Origin of the sequence: Psychroserpens mesophilus, assembly GCF_000826645.1 — a bacterium.
GTDB lineage: Bacteria > Bacteroidota > Bacteroidia > Flavobacteriales > Flavobacteriaceae > Psychroserpens > Psychroserpens mesophilus.
Genome location: NZ_JXJP01000006.1, coordinates 50,130 through 69,668 on the forward strand (window position 1 = coordinate 50,130; position 19,539 = coordinate 69,668).

The 19,539-nt window shown below is 31.6% G+C and carries 11 protein-coding genes; 10 read left to right on the plus strand and 1 reads right to left on the minus strand.

Annotation, left to right across the window (positions count from 1 at the left end; translation table 11 throughout):
• Positions 1–7: 7 nt before the first annotated feature.
• Complete coding sequence (locus TD18_RS06465; protein WP_040250183.1) at positions 8–1,006, minus strand: 2-hydroxyacid dehydrogenase; 999 nt, start codon at positions 1,004–1,006, stop codon at positions 8–10.
• Between the two features lie 763 nt (positions 1,007–1,769).
• On the opposite strand from TD18_RS06465, the gene TD18_RS06470 reads away from it, so the two are divergent.
• The 10 genes from TD18_RS06470 to TD18_RS06515 all read left to right on the plus strand — a co-directional run bounded on the left by TD18_RS06470 (position 1,770) and on the right by TD18_RS06515 (position 19,535).
• Positions 1,770–4,157, plus strand: a complete 2,388-nt coding sequence (locus tag TD18_RS06470; RefSeq protein WP_040250185.1) for a type I restriction-modification system subunit M — start codon at positions 1,770–1,772, stop codon at positions 4,155–4,157.
• Entirely contained in the window at positions 4,157–5,407 is a 1,251-nt protein-coding gene (locus TD18_RS17450) for a restriction endonuclease subunit S (RefSeq protein WP_052461066.1), read from the plus strand. Before TD18_RS06470 ends, TD18_RS17450 begins: the two co-directional genes overlap by 1 nt.
• Before the next feature lie 3 nt (positions 5,408–5,410).
• Positions 5,411–6,745: a RelA/SpoT domain-containing protein gene (locus tag TD18_RS06480; protein WP_040250188.1), complete on the plus strand. Its 1,335-nt coding sequence runs from the start codon at positions 5,411–5,413 to the stop codon at positions 6,743–6,745.
• Between the two features lie 132 nt (positions 6,746–6,877).
• Positions 6,878–7,750, plus strand: a complete 873-nt coding sequence (locus TD18_RS06485) for a hypothetical protein (RefSeq protein ID WP_040250191.1) — start codon at positions 6,878–6,880, stop codon at positions 7,748–7,750.
• Between the two features lie 5 nt (positions 7,751–7,755).
• Positions 7,756–8,784 carry a toll/interleukin-1 receptor domain-containing protein gene (locus TD18_RS16630; RefSeq protein ID WP_052461067.1) on the plus strand — a complete coding sequence of 343 codons (1,029 nt, stop codon included), beginning with the start codon at positions 7,756–7,758 and terminating at the stop codon, positions 8,782–8,784.
• A complete protein-coding gene (locus TD18_RS06495; protein WP_040250194.1) occupies positions 8,784–10,001 on the plus strand; it encodes a phospholipase D-like domain-containing protein in 1,218 nt (405 codons plus the stop codon). The genes TD18_RS16630 and TD18_RS06495 overlap by 1 nt, the downstream gene beginning before the upstream one ends.
• Before the next feature lie 5 nt (positions 10,002–10,006).
• Complete coding sequence (locus tag TD18_RS06500) at positions 10,007–13,090, plus strand: sacsin N-terminal ATP-binding-like domain-containing protein (protein ID WP_040250197.1); 3,084 nt, start codon at positions 10,007–10,009, stop codon at positions 13,088–13,090.
• Positions 13,083–16,145, plus strand: a complete 3,063-nt coding sequence (locus tag TD18_RS06505; RefSeq protein WP_040250200.1) for a type I restriction endonuclease subunit R — start codon at positions 13,083–13,085, stop codon at positions 16,143–16,145. The genes TD18_RS06500 and TD18_RS06505 overlap by 8 nt, the downstream gene beginning before the upstream one ends.
• A gap of 269 nt (positions 16,146–16,414) precedes the next feature.
• On the plus strand, positions 16,415–17,116 hold the full coding sequence (gene rnhA / locus TD18_RS16965) for a ribonuclease HI (protein ID WP_206540210.1): 702 nt from the start codon (positions 16,415–16,417) through the stop codon (positions 17,114–17,116).
• Positions 17,117–17,138: 22 nt separating this feature from the next.
• Complete coding sequence (locus tag TD18_RS06515) at positions 17,139–19,535, plus strand: UvrD-helicase domain-containing protein (RefSeq protein WP_052461068.1); 2,397 nt, start codon at positions 17,139–17,141, stop codon at positions 19,533–19,535.
• Positions 19,536–19,539: the final 4 nt, after the last annotated feature.

Consider the following 19,539-nt stretch of genomic DNA (forward strand, 5'->3'; position numbering starts at 1 on the left):
AAGAATTTTAATTTATATCTGTTAGTTCGTTTTCAGTTTCCTTTCCTGCCTTCCAGCAATCTAAGTTATGCATCGTAGTTTCTGCGATATTTGTTAAAGCCTCTTCGGTTAAAAAGGCATGATGACCAGTGATTAAAACATTCGGAAAGGCATTCAGAGTTATTAATAAATCATCATCAGGAATTAGACTAGAATGATCTCTAAAGAAAACCCCTTTTTCATTTTCATACACATCAATTCCTAAAGCACCTATCTTTCCACTTTTGAGTCCGATGATAACTTCTTCTGTATTAATCACAGCACCTCTGGCAGTGTTAATAATAATGACGCCGTATTTCATTTTAGAAATTAAGTCTTCATTGATGAGGTAGTGTGTTTCCATATTCAATGGAACATGTAGAGAAATAATATCTGATTGTTCACATAAATGTTCTAATGTTGTGTAGCTTATATCATATTGATGAATCAGATCTTTGTTTTCTTCAATATCACAACCTAGTAATTTACAGCCAAAACCATGCATTATTTTTGTCATAACAGAACCAATATTACCTGTACCGATAATGCCTACTGTTTTATCATTTAAATCAAAACCTACGAGATTATTGAGGTCAAAATTATAGTTCTTTATTCGTTGATTGGATGTTATTAACTTTCTATTTAGTGATAATAATAAACTTACAGCATGTTCAGCAATAGCATGAGGTGAGTAGGCAGGTACATTTGCGACTCTAAGATTTAGTCTTGAGGCAGCTCTTAGGTTGACATTATCGTACCCAACAGATCTTAATGAGATGTACTTTACCCCAAAACTTTTCAATTTTTCTATGGTGATAATACAAGCTTCATCTGCCGAAAATATGGATATAGCATCATAACCTACCGTTTTCATAGCTGTATGAGATGATAAGCTTTCTTTAATAAAGGTTAGCTTATGCTTACCATGATTAGCTTTCTCTAAATATGGAATCTCAAAATCTTTGGCACTATAAATAAGCACTTTCATAATTAACACTTTAACGGATTAATTTTTAAAGCTATTGAGAAAATGGTACCCGTGAAATGATATATATCAATTTTGTTTCAAATAATGATAAAATAAGAAAGGAATTTAAAAAAAACCTTTACCATCATTTGATTGTAAAGGTTTTTGCGGAGAAAGAGGCTCCGCAACCCATTGATTTATCCTAGTGTTTTCAAGGTGTCCCGTTTTTTAAAACCCAATAGGGCAACTCATAGGTCAACTCGAAATGTTTTTAATATTATAACTATAATGTAAAGATAAGCAATAAATCTTTTCTTTCTCTAAATATATTATTTTTAATATAAAGAGAAGAAAGAAATACTTTGTTCTTATTTAAAGTGATACTTCAATATTATGGTAAAATTATTAAGATTATAAATTTCAAAATTCTGGGACTAGAAATATTAGCAAATTAATACGCATTGTATATGCTTTAGTAGATATTGAAGTTGTATTAGATGTGTGCCATTTGTGTTCATACGTGTTCCATATGATTTAATTCGGAAAAATTCTTCAATTACAAAATAATGATGTATTTAACGTTTACGACTTCCCGTAAAATAACCCACAGAAAATACTCTATTTTTCCTTTTGAATAGTGAGGGCTTTTTTTATCTTTAAACTCTCCCTATATGATTAATTAAACATTTGACATTATAATAATATGTAAGTGATTTATGAAAAAAAGTATCATCAAATCTCAACATAGTGATGTGAATAATAAAAAAAAGTTTAAAAGCAGATAATGAATAAAACCTCACATAATAAATTAGTATCCTTCATTTGGTCTATTGCAGACGATTGCCTCAGAGATGTTTACGTACGTGGTAAGTATAGAGATGTTATCTTGCCAATGATTGTTTTACGTCGTTTAGACGCTCTTTTAGAACCAACCAAAGATGCAGTACTTGAAGAATTAGCTTTTCAACGTGATGAAGCAAAATTCACAGAATGGGACGAAACAGGATTACGCGAAGCATCAGGCTTTGTTTTTTATAACGTAAGCACATGGACGCTTCAAAAATTAAAAGATACAGCAACCAACAGCCAACAAATATTACAAGCCAATTTTGAAGATTACCTTAATGGTTTCAGTCCTAATGTGAAGGAAATCATCGATAAATTCAAACTACGTAGCCAAATACGCCACATGGCCACTAAAGATGTGTTGTTAGATGTTTTGGAAAAATTCACTTCACCCCACATTAACCTCACTCCTTTTGAAAAAGAAGATCCAGAAGGTCGCAAACTACCAGCATTGTCTAATTTAGGAATGGGGTATGTATTTGAAGAACTCATTAGAAAATTTAACGAAGAAAATAACGAAGAAGCAGGAGAGCACTTTACACCTCGTGAAGTGATTGATTTAATGACCCACATTATTTTTGATTCTATTAAAGACAACCTACCACCAGTAATGACCATTTACGATCCTGCCTGTGGTTCTGGAGGAATGCTTACCGAAAGCCAAAACTTTATCAAAGACGAAGAAGGTGCTATTAAAGCCATGGGAGATGTATATCTCTACGGAAAAGAAATAAACGACGAAACTTACGCCATTTGTAAGTCTGACATGATGATTAAAGGTAACAATCCGGAAAACATCCGCGTTGGTTCTACATTATCTACAGATGAGTTTGCTGGCATGTCTTTCGATTTTATGCTATCTAATCCACCTTATGGAAAGTCTTGGAGCAGTGAACAAAAATATATCAAGGATGGTAAGGATGTCATTGACCCTCGCTTTAAAATCACTTTAAAAAACTATTGGAACGTGGAAGAAGAAGCAGATGCCATTCCAAGATCGTCTGACGGACAATTACTGTTTTTAATGGAAATGGTAGATAAAATGAAATCCTTATCGCAAAGCAAAACAGGTACACGTATTGCGTCTGTACATAACGGAAGTAGCCTATTTACAGGAGATGCAGGAGGAGGCGAAAGCAACATTCGCAGACACATTATAGAAAACGATTGGTTAGAAGCTATTGTACAATTACCAAACAACCTATTTTACAATACAGGCATTACTACTTATATCTGGATTTTAAGCAACAACAAAGCTGCCAACCGTAAAGGCAAAGTGCAATTAATAGATGCAGGACAACTGTACCGTAAACTGCGTAAAAATTTAGGAAACAAAAACTGTGAGTTTGCACCAAAACACATTACCAAAATCGTAAACACCTATACCAACATGAGTGTTGCCGAACGTGAAGGCGAACAAGGTATTGCTGCACAGGTATTCGATAATGCCGATTTTGGCTATTTCAAAGCAACTATAGAACGCCCAAAACGTTTAAAAGCACAATTTACCAACGAGCGAATAGAAACCTTACGTTACGATAGAGTGTTGCAAGAACCAATGCAATATGCTTTTGAAACTTTTGGAGACATCATACACACTAACACCAAACAACACGAAAAAGAATTATTAGAATGGTGCGAAAAAGAAGAACTCAACTTATCATCTGCCAATAAATCAAAACTCACCAAAGCTGCCACTTGGCAAAAGCACTTAAACTTGGTAAAAGCAGGAACTGTGTTGTTAAAAGCCATTGGTGAAGATGAATATAATGATTTTAATGATTTTAAAAAACTAGTTGATGCTGAGATTAAAAAGCAAAAACTAAATATTAGCGCAAGCGATAAAAAAGCCATTTTAAATGCCGTAAGTTGGTACGATGCCGAAGCTGAAAAAGTCATTAAAAAAGTAGAAAAACTCTCAAGTGATAAACTAAACAAACTTTTAGCGCATTTAGATTGCGAAGAAAAAGACCTTCCAGACTTTGGCTATTATCCATACGTTTCCGTCATTGCGAGCGAGGCACAAGCGAAGCAATCTCACGAAAAAAACCTCTACATCACCTACGAAACCGAAAGCGACCTACGCGACACCGAAAACGTACCCTTAAAAGACAACATACACAGTTACTTTAAACGCGAAGTACAACCACACGTGCCAGAAGCGTGGATAAACCTAGACGCCACCAAAATTGGTTACGAAATTAGCTTTAACAAAAATTTTTACAAGCATACACCTTTGCGCAGTATAGAAGAGGTAACCAAAGATATTCTAGACCTAGAACAACAAAGCGATGGTTTAATTGCAGAGATTTTAAACTTGGTGTAATGGTAGAGACTATAACTAAAATACAACGTTACGAAATCTATAAAGAGTCTGGAGTGGAATGGTTAGGAGAAATTCCTGAGCATTGGGAATTGAAAAGGTTAAAATATGTCTTTACAATTTTGAAAAGAATTTCAGGTGAACTTGGTCATGATGTATTATCTATTACTCAATCGGGAATAAAAATCAAAGATATTGATAGTGGTTCAGGACAGCTATCTATGGATTATTCAAAATATCAGTTAGTATTTCAAGGAGATTTTGCTATGAACCATATGGATTTACTTACAGGTTATGTTGATTTGTCCAAATATGATGGAGTAATTAGTCCTGATTATAGGGTGTTCAATATTTTAGATACTAATTGTGATAAAGATTATCTTTTAATTTTGCTACAATTAGGCTATCAAAGTAAAGTCTTCTATGCTCATGGTCAAGGTGTTTCTATGTTAGGTAGATGGCGATTTCCTGCTGAGAATTTTAATAATTTCATCTTTCCTATTCCACCACTTACAGAACAAATCAAAATAGCCCAATTTTTAGACGATAAAACCACTAAAATAGAGGATGCTATTGCTATTAATGAGCAACAAATAAGCCTACTCAAAGAACGCAAACAAATTTTAATACACAAAGCAGTAACACGTGGTTTAGATGATAGTGTGACGTTGAAAGATTCTGGTGTGGAGTGGATTGGTGAGATTCCTGAGCATTGGGAGGTGAAGCGGTTTAAGTTTTTATGCGATATTACTACAGGTTCAAAAAACACTCAAGATAAAGTTGAAAATGGACTTTATCCTTTTTATGTAAGATCACAAATACCTGAGAAAATTAATACTTATACTTTTGATGGAGAAGCTATACTTACAGCTGGAGATGGAGCTGGAGTTGGGAAAGTTTTTCATTATTTAAATGAAAAATTTGACTTTCATCAAAGAGTATATAAGTTTAGCAACTTTAGAAATATAGAAGGTAAACTGTTATTCTATTACTTAAGAAGTAATTTCCACAGTATAGCATTAAATGGTGAAGCAAAGTCAACTGTTGATAGTTTGCGTTTACCATTGATTCAAAATTTCATGGTTACAATTCCACCTAAAAGAGAACAAATAGAAATTATCAATAGAATAGAAACTGCTTCACAAAAAATAGAAACTGCTATTGGATTAAAACAGCAAGAAATTGAGAAGTTAAAAGAGTATAAGAGTAGTTTAATAAATGGGGTTGTAACGGGAAAGGTAAAGGTTTGTTAGGGGATGCAGTATACAGGAGGAGATATAAATAGATTAGGTGAGCGTCTAAGAAATATAAAGGGTAAACATATTTCTGATGAGGATTTAGATTTATTACAAGCACACAGGCTCTCTTTTACGGAACCATTGTTTAAAATTTTTAAGGAGCTTACCCAGTATAAATCTACAGTTCAAAGATCTGCAATAATCGCATTTAGATTAAAAAGAATATCCACAATAATAAATAAGGTTATTCGTAAACCAAAAATGCAATTAAATAGAATGTGGGATGTTGCTGGTATTAGGATAATTTTTGATGACGAGGTATCAGCTCGAAGAATGGTAAACCTTATCTTGGAAAAATATGAAGTAAGAGGTCAGGTAAGGAACTATTTTGAAAACCCAAAAAAAATAGGATATCAAGCTTTTCATATATACATAACAGAACCAGAAAGCGGAAAAGTTGTAGAAGTACAAATTAGAACAAGAAATACCCATAATTGGGCTATTCTTGTTGAAATTACGGATGTATTGTACAGTACTAGATTAAAAGAAGAAGGTTACGAAAGTAATCTGGAATGGGGACGCTTTCACCAAATAGTTTCAAGTCGTGAGGAACTAGCTCAGGATGAAGCGAATTTTTTATATAAAACATTAGATAAACATGATTTTATTTCAAAGTTAGCTGATACATTTAGAACAAATTCAAGTGTTGTAAAAAAACAATGGCAGAATGTTGGACATAGAGATAAGTATTTCTTAATAGAACTTTCATCTGATAGCGTTCCTAAGCTTTCTAGTTATAACGATTATGAAAAAGCTGAAGCGGATTATTTTGAAGCTTATAAAAAAGATGAAGGAGCATTAATTGTGTTAACATCAATTCATAAACCTTCTTTTGAACAAATTAGTATAGCCTATGCAAATTATATTCTTTCATATCATGAGTTTATTAAGGATGTCCAAGAGATTCTTAAAGTACTTGCAGTAGAAAAATTAGAGGATAAAGAATTTAGCGAGTTTAGAAAAATTTTTAGGCTATATGAAGATATTCAAGCCAATAACCTAGTTAATATACTTGTTGAACGTGATGATGTCATTGTGAGTTTTGAAGACGAGTCTCTTCGTTTAGAAAGTAAATCTAAGATTAGTACTAAAAAAAGGAAAGAAATTAGAAAGCAGATAAATTTTGGTATTCGAGACTTAGTTAATAAGCATAGGTTATTTATGATAGAAATTAAAGGTGTTACTGAAAATTTGCCTTTATGGGCTTGGCGTACTAAATCTTTTCTTAATAAACACGAAAAAAGAGTGAGTAAGCGATTGAAGTCAATTGAATTAAAGTTTGATAAGAATTAAAAACAATAAGCAAAAAACAGAAACCACCATCAGTTCAAAACATTAACAAATAACTTAAAAGAGTATAAGAGTTGTTTAGTAAATGGGTTTGTAACTGGCAAGTTTTGAGTTTGTTAGAAAAAAGATATAGTTATGACAGAAACAGAACAAAATTTAATCGATTCAGGAAGATGTAACCTATTTCAAAATATAGCAACAGAAGTTTGGAAAAGAATTATTAGAGCCCATGATGTAGGAGTTAATTTAAGAGAAGAAGGAATTACCTATGATATTCTGGTTGATATTTTACAATTCAGTAAATATTACAGTGGGAATTTTGATGTCTTTGCAAAATCGGGCTATGATGAAAATGTTTATGGTAGCGATATGGATGTTTTTGTTGAAACTTCAAAAAATCAATATCGTTGGTTTGCATTACAAGCTAAAATTTTAAAATCTAATAATAGATACGATACATTAAGAGATGGTTATAGTGCTAATAACCGAAGTTATCAATGGGATAAATTAAAATTGTTAGAAGGGGTAAGTGGATGCAAAGCTTTTTATCTTCTGTACAATGGTAAAGAAAGAGCACAAGATTTTGATTTTACAGAAACAGATAATTGCAATAGGCCATATACAGAAGACCAGTTGGGTTGTTCATTAGTTTCTGTATCAATTATTGAAAAATTAGGTTTAAGACGTAATCCGGGTAATACTCAATTTAAAAATCCTACTTACGAAGATATCCATCCTCACAATAGTGAACCTTGGAGAACTTTAGTTTGTTGCATGCTAGATAAAGCAAAAGAGACACTTTATGCTAGAGAAGAAGTAGAGAGCTATAATTCTAAATTTATACCAATAGAAGTAGTTTCTAAAGAAATACTAGGCGAAGGCTTACAGATTGATATAGATTTTAAAAGTGATAGTGAGAATAGTAACAATTCAATATCAATTGCATCTAAAGAAGCAGGTTGGAATCCGACTTTTAAATTAGTTATAAATAGATCAGATAAACTATAAATAAAATGAAAGAAAGATTAACAGTTTTTATATCCTATTCTTGGGATAGTGATGAGCATAAAGAATGGGTTTTAAAGCTCGCAAATTATTTAATTGAAAAAGCTGGTTGTAATGTCATATTGGATCAATTTGATTTGGCTGCTGGTAAAGAGTTGACTCATTTCATGGAAAATGGTTTAGAAAAAGCTGATAAAGTAATAATTATATTAACTAAAGATTATAAAAAAAGAGCCGAGAATAGACAAGGAGGAACTGGTTTTGAATATTCACTTATTTCTCAAGGATTGTATGATTTACAATCAAAAAACGACAAGTTTATTCCCATCTTACGGCAAGGTACAAAAAGCACAAGTGCACCAGCTTATTTAGGAACAAAAATTTATCATTCAATGAAGGATGATACTAAGTTTGAAAATGATGCTTTTAACTTAAGTAGGTTAGTTTATGAAAAACCTGAAATAGTTAGACCAGAACTTGGAGAAATACCTGATTTTAATAACCCATATTATGACCCAATAATCTCTGTTGCAAACGAAGTAAGTGCCAAAGAAAAATTAAATAAGGAGTTAGATAGAATAATAGATTCAGAAGAGGGTGTTCAACACGCAAACCAAGCAGTAAAACTATTGTTTGATGAAATTACAGAGAAGGCTTATGAGTATAATGAAAAAACGGACTTTACTTTTAAAGTAGAATCTGGTCCCAGAGAAAAAAGCTTGTTAATAATGTCTTTAGGTTACACCGTAACAATTGTTTGGTATATCGTAGCTTGGAATTCTGCTAGAGGTGCAAAATTGAGTGTAAAGAAATGGAATGGTTATATGCCATTAAACGATAATGGTATTTATTATGATGATGAACGACCTAAACTTAAAGAACATAAGGAATATGCAATTGACTTAAATGACTCAAAGCAGATTATTTGGAGATTGAATGAAAATGACACAGTAGATTCAAATGATTTAATTAAGGAAACATTTGTTTTCATTATGCAATCTATCCAAAAAGAAAAAGAGAAGAACTTTCGTAAATAATGGCAAAAACAAAATTACTTTCTAACAATAGTAAAAATAATCATCTAGATTACATAATCGCATGCTTTAAAGAAGCAGACGAGATTTGGTTAGCAACTGCATTTTTTAAGATGTCTGGTTTAAAATTACTGTTACCTGCTATTAAAAAATATATTGAAGCAAACAAACCCATAAACATTATTGTTGGGCAAAATTTTGGTTTGACAGAACCAGAAGCTTTGAGAATCATTTTTAAACTTTTTGAGAAAAAAGCACATGCAAATCTGTTTCTAGACAAAGCACAAGAAAAAACGAACGTATTTCACCCTAAATTATTTCTCTTTAAAAATAATGACAAAGGCATTATAATTTCTGGTTCAGCTAATATTACCAAAGGAGGTTTAACAACTAACCAAGAAGTGTCTTTGGTTAGTCATACCAAATCGTCTAGTAAAGATTGGAAAGCTTCTATTAAATACTTTAAAAGTATAACTTCTAAAGATAACGCTAGCTTATTAAATTTAATGCTTATCAACCGTTATGAAGATTATTACAAAAAACAACTTAAAGCAAGAAAAAACCAAAAAGCAACACCAGAGAAAAGGGATTCTGAATATAGTTTTGATTATAAAAAACTGAAAAAGCGTTTAAAAAAATATAGAACTACTAAAAGTAAAGCAGATTTTAAACAAAGAGAAAAGGATTATAAAGAAGCAAAAAAACTACTTAACGAAATTGCAGACAGCAATAGATTAACTCAAAATAGATTTGAAGAAATTATTGATTCTTTGGTTGGAGCTGCTGGACAAAAAGCTTTTTGGAAAAGTGGAAGTTTGTATAGAAACCGCAGATTCGTTTATAATAGTAAAAACGAATTTAGAGGACTTGTGCAGTTTATTAAAGAACACCAAAATAACTTGCCAAATGATGTGTTTACAGAAGCAAAAGACTTAGTAGAAAATGTCCATGGAGCAAGAGTAAATTATATAACCGAAATAATGATGACTTTTCAACCAAATCATTTTGCTAATTTAAATTCTAATCCTATTACCGTATTAAAAAAAGAAGCAGGAGTTTATTTTAAAGCACATAGTGACTCTTTTAGTGGTCAAAACTATCAAGATTATTGCTTCTTAATTGAAGAAATACGTAATGAATTAGATTTAAAAAACATGCTAGAAGTGGATAGCTTTTTTAATGAAATTTATTGGTTGTTGAAACAAGAAAGTAAAAATTAAATTTTATGTGCGCTACATACAGAGATAAACAAAAACGTGCCCATTTTGAATCCTTTGCCAACAAAATATTCACTGGTATTAGAGAGATAAAACCTGACTATGCAGAAAAAAGAGCGATTTGGGAGCTTTTTCAAAATGCTTTGGATACTGTAGAAGAAAATGGCATTATTGAAATTTTCAAAACTGAAAAAGGATTATTATTTAAACATGATGGTAGACCTTTTAAAGATGATGAATTTGGTGGTCTTATAAAGCAGTTTAGTGTAGGTAAATCATATGGAGACAATAAGGATAAACTTGGTCAATATGGTACTGGTTTTATTAGCACACATGTATACGGTAAAGTCATTGAAATTAATGGTTCTATTAAATTAGATGATGGCACTTTTAGGGTGCTCGAAAATTTTAAATTAGATAGAATTGCGACAAGTATTGATGAACTGACAGATAAGTTACTTGCACAAGATGAGCTAATAGAAGATTTATGCGATGATACCGAAGCAACTAAAGCATTACCATTACCTTTTACAACGTTTGAATATCATGCAAATAGTAATGAGAAAAGTCATATAACTAGGATGCTAGATTATATTGAATCAATTATCCCGTATATATTCTGTTTTAACAATAAATTAAGTGAAGTAAATATATTAAAAGAAAACTTTGAAAATAAATACCGTAGAGTTGGAGAGTCAAAAGGTGTGGTTACGATTACTAAAAATAATGTACCAATTGAAATTCCAATTCTTGAAAATAGGGAATATAACGTTAAAGTTATTATTGGAGATAGTAACAATCTACTTCATGATATTCCAAAACAATTTTTGTTCTACCCATTGATGGAAACGGTTGAAGCAGGCTATAATTTCATCATTCATGCAAATAATTTCAAGCCAAATAAAGAACGAGACTATTTGTATCAAGACAGCGGTAATGATGAGTTGAAGTTAGATGTAGAAAATAATCATAGACTATTAGAGCTAGGCTTTGATTTGGTATTGAAAAAAATAAAAAATGATTTACATATTTCAATTCTAGATGTCGCAAAGATTGAATTTAAAGACGACGATAATCAATTCAATATAACCCTCAAATCAAAGTATATAAATGAAATAAGGAATTTAGAAAAGATAGTTGTTAATAAAGAAAATTATTCTCTAAACTCATTCGATTACTTTGATGACTCAATTTTAACTTTAGATATAGATTTAATAAAATCATGTTATGCTTTACTTGAGCAATTTTACAATCTTCCATCATTTGATGTATTTTGTGAGTTAAGTAAAAATGTAAACAATTGGAATAAAAATATTGATGAAAAGTTTGATGTATTAACTTTAGAAAGTATAGCTGAAATTATAGTTAAAGAAAGTGGAGGAAACTATTATTATATAAATGAAAAAATATCTTATCAAAAATTTATTAAACAAATATCAGAAGATGTTTCACTACTGAACCGATTAAAATTAATACCAAATATTCACGGTGATTTTAAATCATTTGAATGTCTTGTTAATTGGGATGTGAAAGAAGTTTCTTTAATTCGAATAGTAGATAATATTAATGTTTTAATTAGTGAAAGATATGTTCATGAAGAGTTTGAATTTCTTGAAAATATAAATACATATAACCGAGAGGAGTTTAAAGACAATTTTAGTAAATATTGTAATGAACTAATTGATGATATTTTAAAAGAAAGAGATTCTTCTAACTTCAGTAAAATAAGATTTGCTATGTTGATAGAGTCGCTCACAAGATTTGTTGATTTGAATAAGAAAACGCAGCTTAACATTGATGTTGCAAGTTTTTATAAAAGAGTATTTGCAATAGAAGATAGCCCTAACGTATTATCAGACCCTACAGTTAATATTAATTACCAACCTGCTATTAAATTATTAGCACATTTATATTTAAAGTATCTGTCAGATAAAGAAATATCTGAGCATATATTAGACTTAAAAAACATTGTTTCGATTATGTTCAAAAACACTAACCTTAAAGAGGAACTTTTACATAAGTTGGTGTGTTTTCCTAATCAAAATTTCATTTTAAAATCACAAAATGAATTAAAACGAGATAATGTTAAAGATGATGAATTCAAAAACAAATTTGATGAAATCACAAATAGTAATGTGCGTAATGAATTAATAATAGAAGGTTTTGAAGAATTTCTGCAACATTCAGGTTTTGTAAGTGGTTCAATTTTAGGGGAAGAAATCGAAACCTCACTTAATAGTGATAAAAGATTTATACCTGTGCAATTAGGTACTATTGATACGTTATTAAGTTTAATTGAGAAGATTTCAGAAAAGCCAAATACTTGGGGAGAATGGCTACGGAATATAAATGTAGTGAAAGAAGAAATTCTGATGTACAAATTTAAAAACGCGAAGATAAGGTCAAGCTTATTTTCTATTCTTACTAAAAATGAAGAAACTATCGAGCTTTTGGGAGATTTGGCAAAAATAGATGACTTACAAAGTTTAATTGAAGATGGAAAGGAGAAAGGAAGAGAGAAAGCAAGAAAAAATAATCATTTACAATACATAAATGAAATCGGTCTAAATATTCAAAATCTTGTTCAGAATAAATTAGATAAGGATCTGGCTGATACTATTAAGATTATTCAATCTGATTCAGATGAAAAATTAGAAACTATAGAGGAACAAAATGGTCAAGATTTTATTATTTATAAATCTGGTATTCCAATTTATTATATAGAAGTAAAATCTAGATGGGCTTCAGATGGTATTGTTGCATTAAGCAAAAGGCAAGTAGAATGCTGCGCAAAAAATAAAGATAAATATGCTGTGATTACAGTAAATGTTGCTGATTATAAGGCAAGAAATAAAATTATAGAAGAGAATATATCATTTGATGAATTATCAAATGATATATATGTTAATGTTGATTTAGGTGACAATTTTGAAAAGTTAATAAAAGAGAATCAACAGTTTGAAGTAATAAAAGAGAATGCAAAATTAATTGAATTTCGAGGACATATTCCACAAGAAAGGATTAGGAAACAAGAAAATAATTTTGAAGCTTTTATAGAAAATTTAAAAACCACACTAATAAATCATGCATAGCCAAACCAACGAACAAGCTCTAGAAGAAGCGATAGAGAAACACCTAACAGGGACTTTTTTAAAGGAACTGAAAAGTCAGGGTTTTACTATAGATTCAGTAAATGAAAATGCAGAAATTTACCGAACAGGTAAAGGCTATTATATTGGTCAGCCATCTTATTTTAACGCACAGTTTGCCATAGACGAGCTATTCTTCTGGGACTTTTTACAAAGCACCCAAAAAGAAGAATTGGAAAAACTACAAAAGCAAAGCGACTGGAAATTAAAAATCCTAAATCGTTATGACCGTTTGGTTAAAAAGTATGGAATTCTATATCTGCTAAAAAAAGGTTTACAAGTCGATGATGCTCATTTTACCTTGTTCTACCAGTTACCATTAGCTAGTAGTAGTAAAACCATAAAGGATAGGTTTCAGCAAAACCGTTTTAGTGTAACACGTCAATTGCGATATAGTGTTGACAACCCAAGAGAAGAAATAGACCTTGTTTTGTTTAATAATGGTTTGCCTATCGTAACCATGGAATTAAAAAACCATTGGACAGGGCAAAATGCACGCGTACATGGACAACATCAATACAAGCATAAGCGCGATACCAAACAGCCCTTACTCAACTTTGCACGTTGCATTGTTCATTTTGCGGTAGATACCGATGAAGCTTATATGACTACCAAATTAGATGGCAAAAACACTTTTTTCTTACCCTTCAATAAAGGGAACAAACATGGCAAAGGCAATCCGGAATTACCAAAAGGAGACGTAGGACACAGAACCAATTATTTATGGAATGAAGTGTTTACACGACAGAGTTTAGCTAATATTATTCAGCATTTTGTGCGTTTAGATGGTAAAAAGAAAGATGCATTACAAACCAAGACTTTGTTTTTTCCACGCTATCACCAAATGGATGTCGTGCGTAAAATTATTGACGATGCTAGCAAAAAAGGTGTAGGGCAAACTTACTTAGTACAACATTCGGCAGGTTCTGGTAAATCTAATTCCATTACTTGGGCTGCGTATCAGTTAATTGAAACCTATCCAGAAAATGAAAATGTTCCAGGAAGTCGAGGAGTGGAACATCCGTTGTTTGACTCGGTTATTGTGGTCACCGACAGACGTTTGCTGGACAAGCAAATACGAGAAAATATTGCCGATTTCTCGGAAGTCAAAAACATCATTGCACCAGCATATTCGTCAAGAGAATTAAGGGACAGTTTAGAGCAAGGCAAAAAAATAATTATTACCACCATTCAAAAATTCCCATTTATCATTGACGGTATTGCCGATTTAAGCGATAAACGTTTTGCGGTTATTATTGACGAAGCACACTCTAGTCAAAGTGGTTCTGCTCACGATAGTATGAACACGGCTATGGGCCAGCAAATAAATGAAGATGACGCGTTAGATGCACAAGATAAAATTGTACTAGCAATGCAATCACGTAAAATGCGAGGAAATGCCTCGTATTTAGCATTCACAGCAACACCAAAGCCAATTACATTAGAAAAGTTTGGTGTACAAGATGAAGATGGTAAGTTTAAACCTTTTCATCTATACTCAATGAAACAAGCCATTGAGGAAGGTTTTATCCTAGATGTATTAGCCAACTATACGACCTTAAAAAGTTATTATGAAATAGAAAAGTCTGTAGAAGACAATCCGTTGTTCGATTCTACTAAAGCTCAAAAAAAGTTGCGTGCCTATGTAGAACAGCATCAACAGACTATTGACACCAAAGCTGAAATTATATTGGAACATTTTATTCCTAACATAGTTAATAAGAAAAAACTTAAAGGAAAAGCAAAAGCAATGGTCATTACGCAGAGTATTGAATCTGCTATTCGGTATTACAAAGCGTTACAACGTGTTTTAAATCATAAGGGTAATCCGTTTAAAATTGCCATTGCCTTCTCTGGTCCTAAAAAAGTAGATGGTATAGAATATACAGAAGCAGAAATGAATGGTTTTTCAGAAAAAGATACTAAAGATAAGTTTGATGAAGATGAGTATAGAATCTTAGTGGTGGCAAATAAATATCTAACAGGTTTTGACCAGCCTAAGCTTTGTGCTATGTATGTTGATAAAAAACTACAAGGTGTTTTGGCTGTACAAGCTTTATCGCGGTTGAATAGAGCAGCAAACAAACTAGGAAAGAAAACAGAAGATTTATTTGTATTAGACTTCTTTAATTCTACCACTGACATAAAAGCTTCGTTCGACCCCTTCTATACAGCAACATCATTAAGTGAAGCAACTGATGTTAATGTATTACATGAGTTGAAAGAAGTATTAGATGATGTTGGCGTCTATGAATGGAGCGAGGTTGAAGATTTCAATGAGAAGTTCTTTAATAAAGAAGATGCCCAAGTTTTAAGTCCTATTATAGAGCACGCTTCTGAACGCTTTATTCATGAGTTAGAGTTAGAAGACGACGAGAAAGCAGACTTTAAAATTAAAGCCAAACAATTCGTGAAAATCTATGGTCAAATGGCAGCGATTATGCCTTTTGAAGTCTTGAATTGGGAAAAATTATTTTGGTTTTTAAAATTCTTAATTCCGAAGTTACCAGTTAAAACTACTGATATAGATGGATTGGATGAATTATTAGAAGCGATAGATTTATCTACTTATGGTTTAGAACGCGTTCGATTAAATGAAGCAATTGAATTGGACGCTTCAGAAAGTGAAGTGAACCCACAAAACCCCAATCCAAGAGGTGCTCATGGCAGTGAAGAGGAAAGGGATCCTTTAGATTTAATTATTCAAAGCTTCAACGAACGTTGGTTTCAAGGTTGGGAAGCCACACCAGAGGATCAACGCGTCAAATTTATCAGTTTAACAAAATCCATACAAGCACATCCCGATTTTCAAACTAAAGTCGTTGAGAATACCGATGAACAAAATAAAGATTTAGCCTTCAAAAAAATCTTAGACGATGTGATGTCAAAACAACGAAAACAAGAATTAGATCTTTATAGACTTTATGCAAAAGATGATGCTTTTAAGATTGCATTTTTTGATACTATGAAGCGAATGTCAGAAACTACGAAGCTTTAATTATTGTTAGTAATTAAGATTTTATGCCGAGTATATGATTAACAAAACTGATATTATTAAAATAGAGTAGGAATTAATTAGCGATTTTTGAGCAAGAAGAAAATATTAAAAATTATAATACCTAGTCTTTAAACCTAATTATGAGTACATTTTTAACAGGAAAAGAATTGGAAAGCAAGCCAAGGAAAAATGAAAAAAGCTTATTATCGAGCTAAGAATGAAATGATTAAAAAATCCTATTCTGTAAGTACATTGATAAAATATAGAAATTGGAAACCAAAGAAATCCCAGAAATAGAATTGTTTACCGATGGTGGTGCAGAGCCCAATCCAGGGAAAGGCGGCTTTGGTGTGATTCTTAGTTATAAAGGAAGACAAAAAGAATTTTTTGAAGGATTTGAGTTGACAACGAACAACAGAATGGAGCTAATGGCTGTAATTTTTGGTTTAGAGAGAATAAAAACACCAGCAAAAGTAACAGTTTATTCAGATTCCAAGTATGTTGTGGATGGCATAGAAAAAGGTTGGGCAAAGAAATGGAGACAAAATAATTGGATACGAAAGAAAAATGCGTTTGCCCTCAATAAAGACCTTTGGAAAAGATTATTAGAGCTTACAGAGAAGCATGAGGTAAAGTTAAATTGGGTAAAAGGACATGCAGGTCACTTAGAGAATGAACGCTGCGATTATTTGGCAAAATTAGGTGTTAATTCAGATAATAAAGTGAAGGATGAAGGGTATCTAGATTACTTAGAAAATATTGAAGATTATCAAGAAAATAATATTAAAGAAGTAGGAGATATCTGTAAAAAATGTAAGGTTAAGGTCATAAAAAAACATGCTAATATTCCAAAAAATAAAACAGATCAGAAATATTATTATCTATACTATCTTTACTGTCCTAGCTGCAGAGCTATTTATAGAACTGAAGATGCAAAAAGGGAAATTCCTGATAATAACACCTTGTTTTAATTACAAAAAAATGAATTAATTAATGAAAAATCTATCAACCAAAACAGATTTATCAACATTAAACAAGCAGCAATTAAAGGCTGTGCTTTCAGAAAGTAATCGCCTTCTTGTTTTAGCGGGTGCTGGTTCTGGAAAAACAAAAACTTTGCTTCATAAAATTAATTACTTAATAGATGACAAGCTTGTTGATGCTAAAAACATTCTTGCAGTAACGTTTACTAAAAATGCTGCTAATGAAATGTTGGATAGAATGATCACCTCTGCTGATAAAACTGGCTATTATGAAAAGTTTTTAAAGACCAAAGGGATTAGCTTAGTCGATAGAAATAAAGAGCGACAAAATTATTTAAATAAGTTCCCTTGGTTAAGTAGGTTAACTATAAAAACTATACATAGTCTTTGCTACCAAATAATAAAAACAGATGGTGTCCATGTATTCGACAATAGGTTCAAAATAGTATCAGATAATAAAGGGAATAACGAATTTATTGGTAACTCTGCAGAGGAAACAGTAAACGATATAATTGAAAAGGTAACAATAGGCCTTTCAAAAAATAAGGAGTTTCTTTTAAAATTAAAGCGTTACATTTTAGACTATTTTGTAGACTTTATTCATGATACCAAAGCAAAGGAAGAATTTAGACCAGAAGGAAAATATTTTACTTGCCTAAAAGGAGATAAAGTACGCTCCAAATCAGAACAATTTATTGCAGATTGGTTATATCGTAATAGTATAGACTATGTTTACGAACCAGAGGTAAAGGTTGGTAGTTCAACTTTTCATCCAGATTTTTTTATTCCACAAGCTAATGTCTATTTAGAGCATATTAGTAATAAAAGCCATCCTTCGTTCTGGAAAGAAGGAAAAATGAAAATAGCTGGTAATACCTGTATTAAAACTTTTGATGAGGCTACTCATAACTCAGCTATTTTTAATAAGGTGTTAGACCGTGTTATTAAAGGAAGAATCAGTGATGACTTAAGTTCAGCAACGGTTTTACATTACGATGAAGAGTTTTCAAACTTTAGAAAGGAAATTAGACGATTCTTTAGGGAGGTAAATGAGGTAAGAAACAAAATTATTAATTCTGAAAAACCAGTAGAGCAAATTGTAAATGAGGCTTCAAAAAGTGAATTTGAAAGAGTACGAATGTTCTATAAACTGGCAATTCCAATTATAAATGCTTTTAATGAATATTGTATCAATAGATCATATTTAGATTTTGACGGTTTATTAACAAAGAGTATTCAGTTATTAGAGGAGTATCCGAACATTCGAGAAAGATATCAGGATAAGTATAAATTTATTTTAGTAGATGAGTTTCAAGACGTCAATAATTTGCAGGTTAAATTGCTTAACCTGCTCACTAAAAAAGAAACGCAACTGTTTTGTGTTGGTGATGATTGGCAAAGTATTTATGGATTTAGAGGCTCTGAAATTGGATACATTGTTCACTTTAAAAAGCATTTTACAAACTCTCAAGTACTAACACTTAATCTAAATTACAGAAGCACAGATTCTATTGTAAGTGCATCAACAGAGGCTATCATGAAAAATAAATTTCAGATACCAAAAGATATCAAAGCGGTTAAACGTGGTGGACAAAAAATAAAAATTTTTTATGAAGAACAAGAAGGTCAATCCAATTCCTTCATTTGGGAAACCATTGAAAAACATATTGCAGACGGCATAAGTCCAGAAGAAATATTAGTACTTTATAGAAGGTCTGCTATGGCTTCAGATTTAAAGCAAGCACTTACTGGTAGTGGTCATAAAATACAATTTAAAACCATTCACAGTGCAAAAGGATTAGAAGCTAAAGTAGTATTTATTCTAGGTTTACACTCCAATAAAGGCGGATTTCCAGATCCATGGTTACAAGACAAAATATATCAAGTTATAAAACCAACAGATTACGATCTCTTGCTGGAAGAAGAACGCAGATTGTTTTATGTGGCTTTGACTAGGGCAGAAGATTATTTGTATCTAATATCTCAAAAAGGTGCAGTTTCAGATTTTATAAGAGATATACCTAACAAATTTGTTTATCAAGATAAGCCTCAAATAAACGAAACGGAAAATAGGATAACCCTCTGTTCTAAATGTGAGTCGAAACTAGAAGATCATTATAATTTCTGTCCTGAATGTGGACAAACATTGCAAATCGATATTCATGAAGGTAATGAAGATGCTTCTATTAATAAAATCAAAACTAAGAGTAAAAGTGAAAAAATAATAGGTTATTGTATAAGAACTGGAGAAGAAATTCCTTTTAATCCAGATCGCCCTATGAGTTATAATGCATATCGTACTTGGGCATTATTTGAAAACCCTGATTACCCAGAAAGTTATTGTCATAAAACTGGTAAACCTTCAAATGGAAAAACCAGTTTATCACACCCTATTTTAGAAGAATAATATT

Coding starts and splice junctions, on each gene's coding strand:
- TD18_RS06465 (WP_040250183.1), bottom strand. CDS start 1,006: ATGAAAGTGCTTATTTATAGTGCCAAAGATTTTGAGATTCCATATTTA.
- TD18_RS06470 (WP_040250185.1), top strand. CDS start 1,770: ATGAATAAAACCTCACATAATAAATTAGTATCCTTCATTTGGTCTATT.
- TD18_RS17450 (WP_052461066.1), top strand. CDS start 4,157: ATGGTAGAGACTATAACTAAAATACAACGTTACGAAATCTATAAAGAG.
- TD18_RS06480 (WP_040250188.1), top strand. CDS start 5,411: ATGCAGTATACAGGAGGAGATATAAATAGATTAGGTGAGCGTCTAAGA.
- TD18_RS06485 (WP_040250191.1), top strand. CDS start 6,878: ATGACAGAAACAGAACAAAATTTAATCGATTCAGGAAGATGTAACCTA.
- TD18_RS16630 (WP_052461067.1), top strand. CDS start 7,756: ATGAAAGAAAGATTAACAGTTTTTATATCCTATTCTTGGGATAGTGAT.
- TD18_RS06495 (WP_040250194.1), top strand. CDS start 8,784: ATGGCAAAAACAAAATTACTTTCTAACAATAGTAAAAATAATCATCTA.
- TD18_RS06500 (WP_040250197.1), top strand. CDS start 10,007: ATGTGCGCTACATACAGAGATAAACAAAAACGTGCCCATTTTGAATCC.
- TD18_RS06505 (WP_040250200.1), top strand. CDS start 13,083: ATGCATAGCCAAACCAACGAACAAGCTCTAGAAGAAGCGATAGAGAAA.
- TD18_RS06515 (WP_052461068.1), top strand. CDS start 17,139: ATGAAAAATCTATCAACCAAAACAGATTTATCAACATTAAACAAGCAG.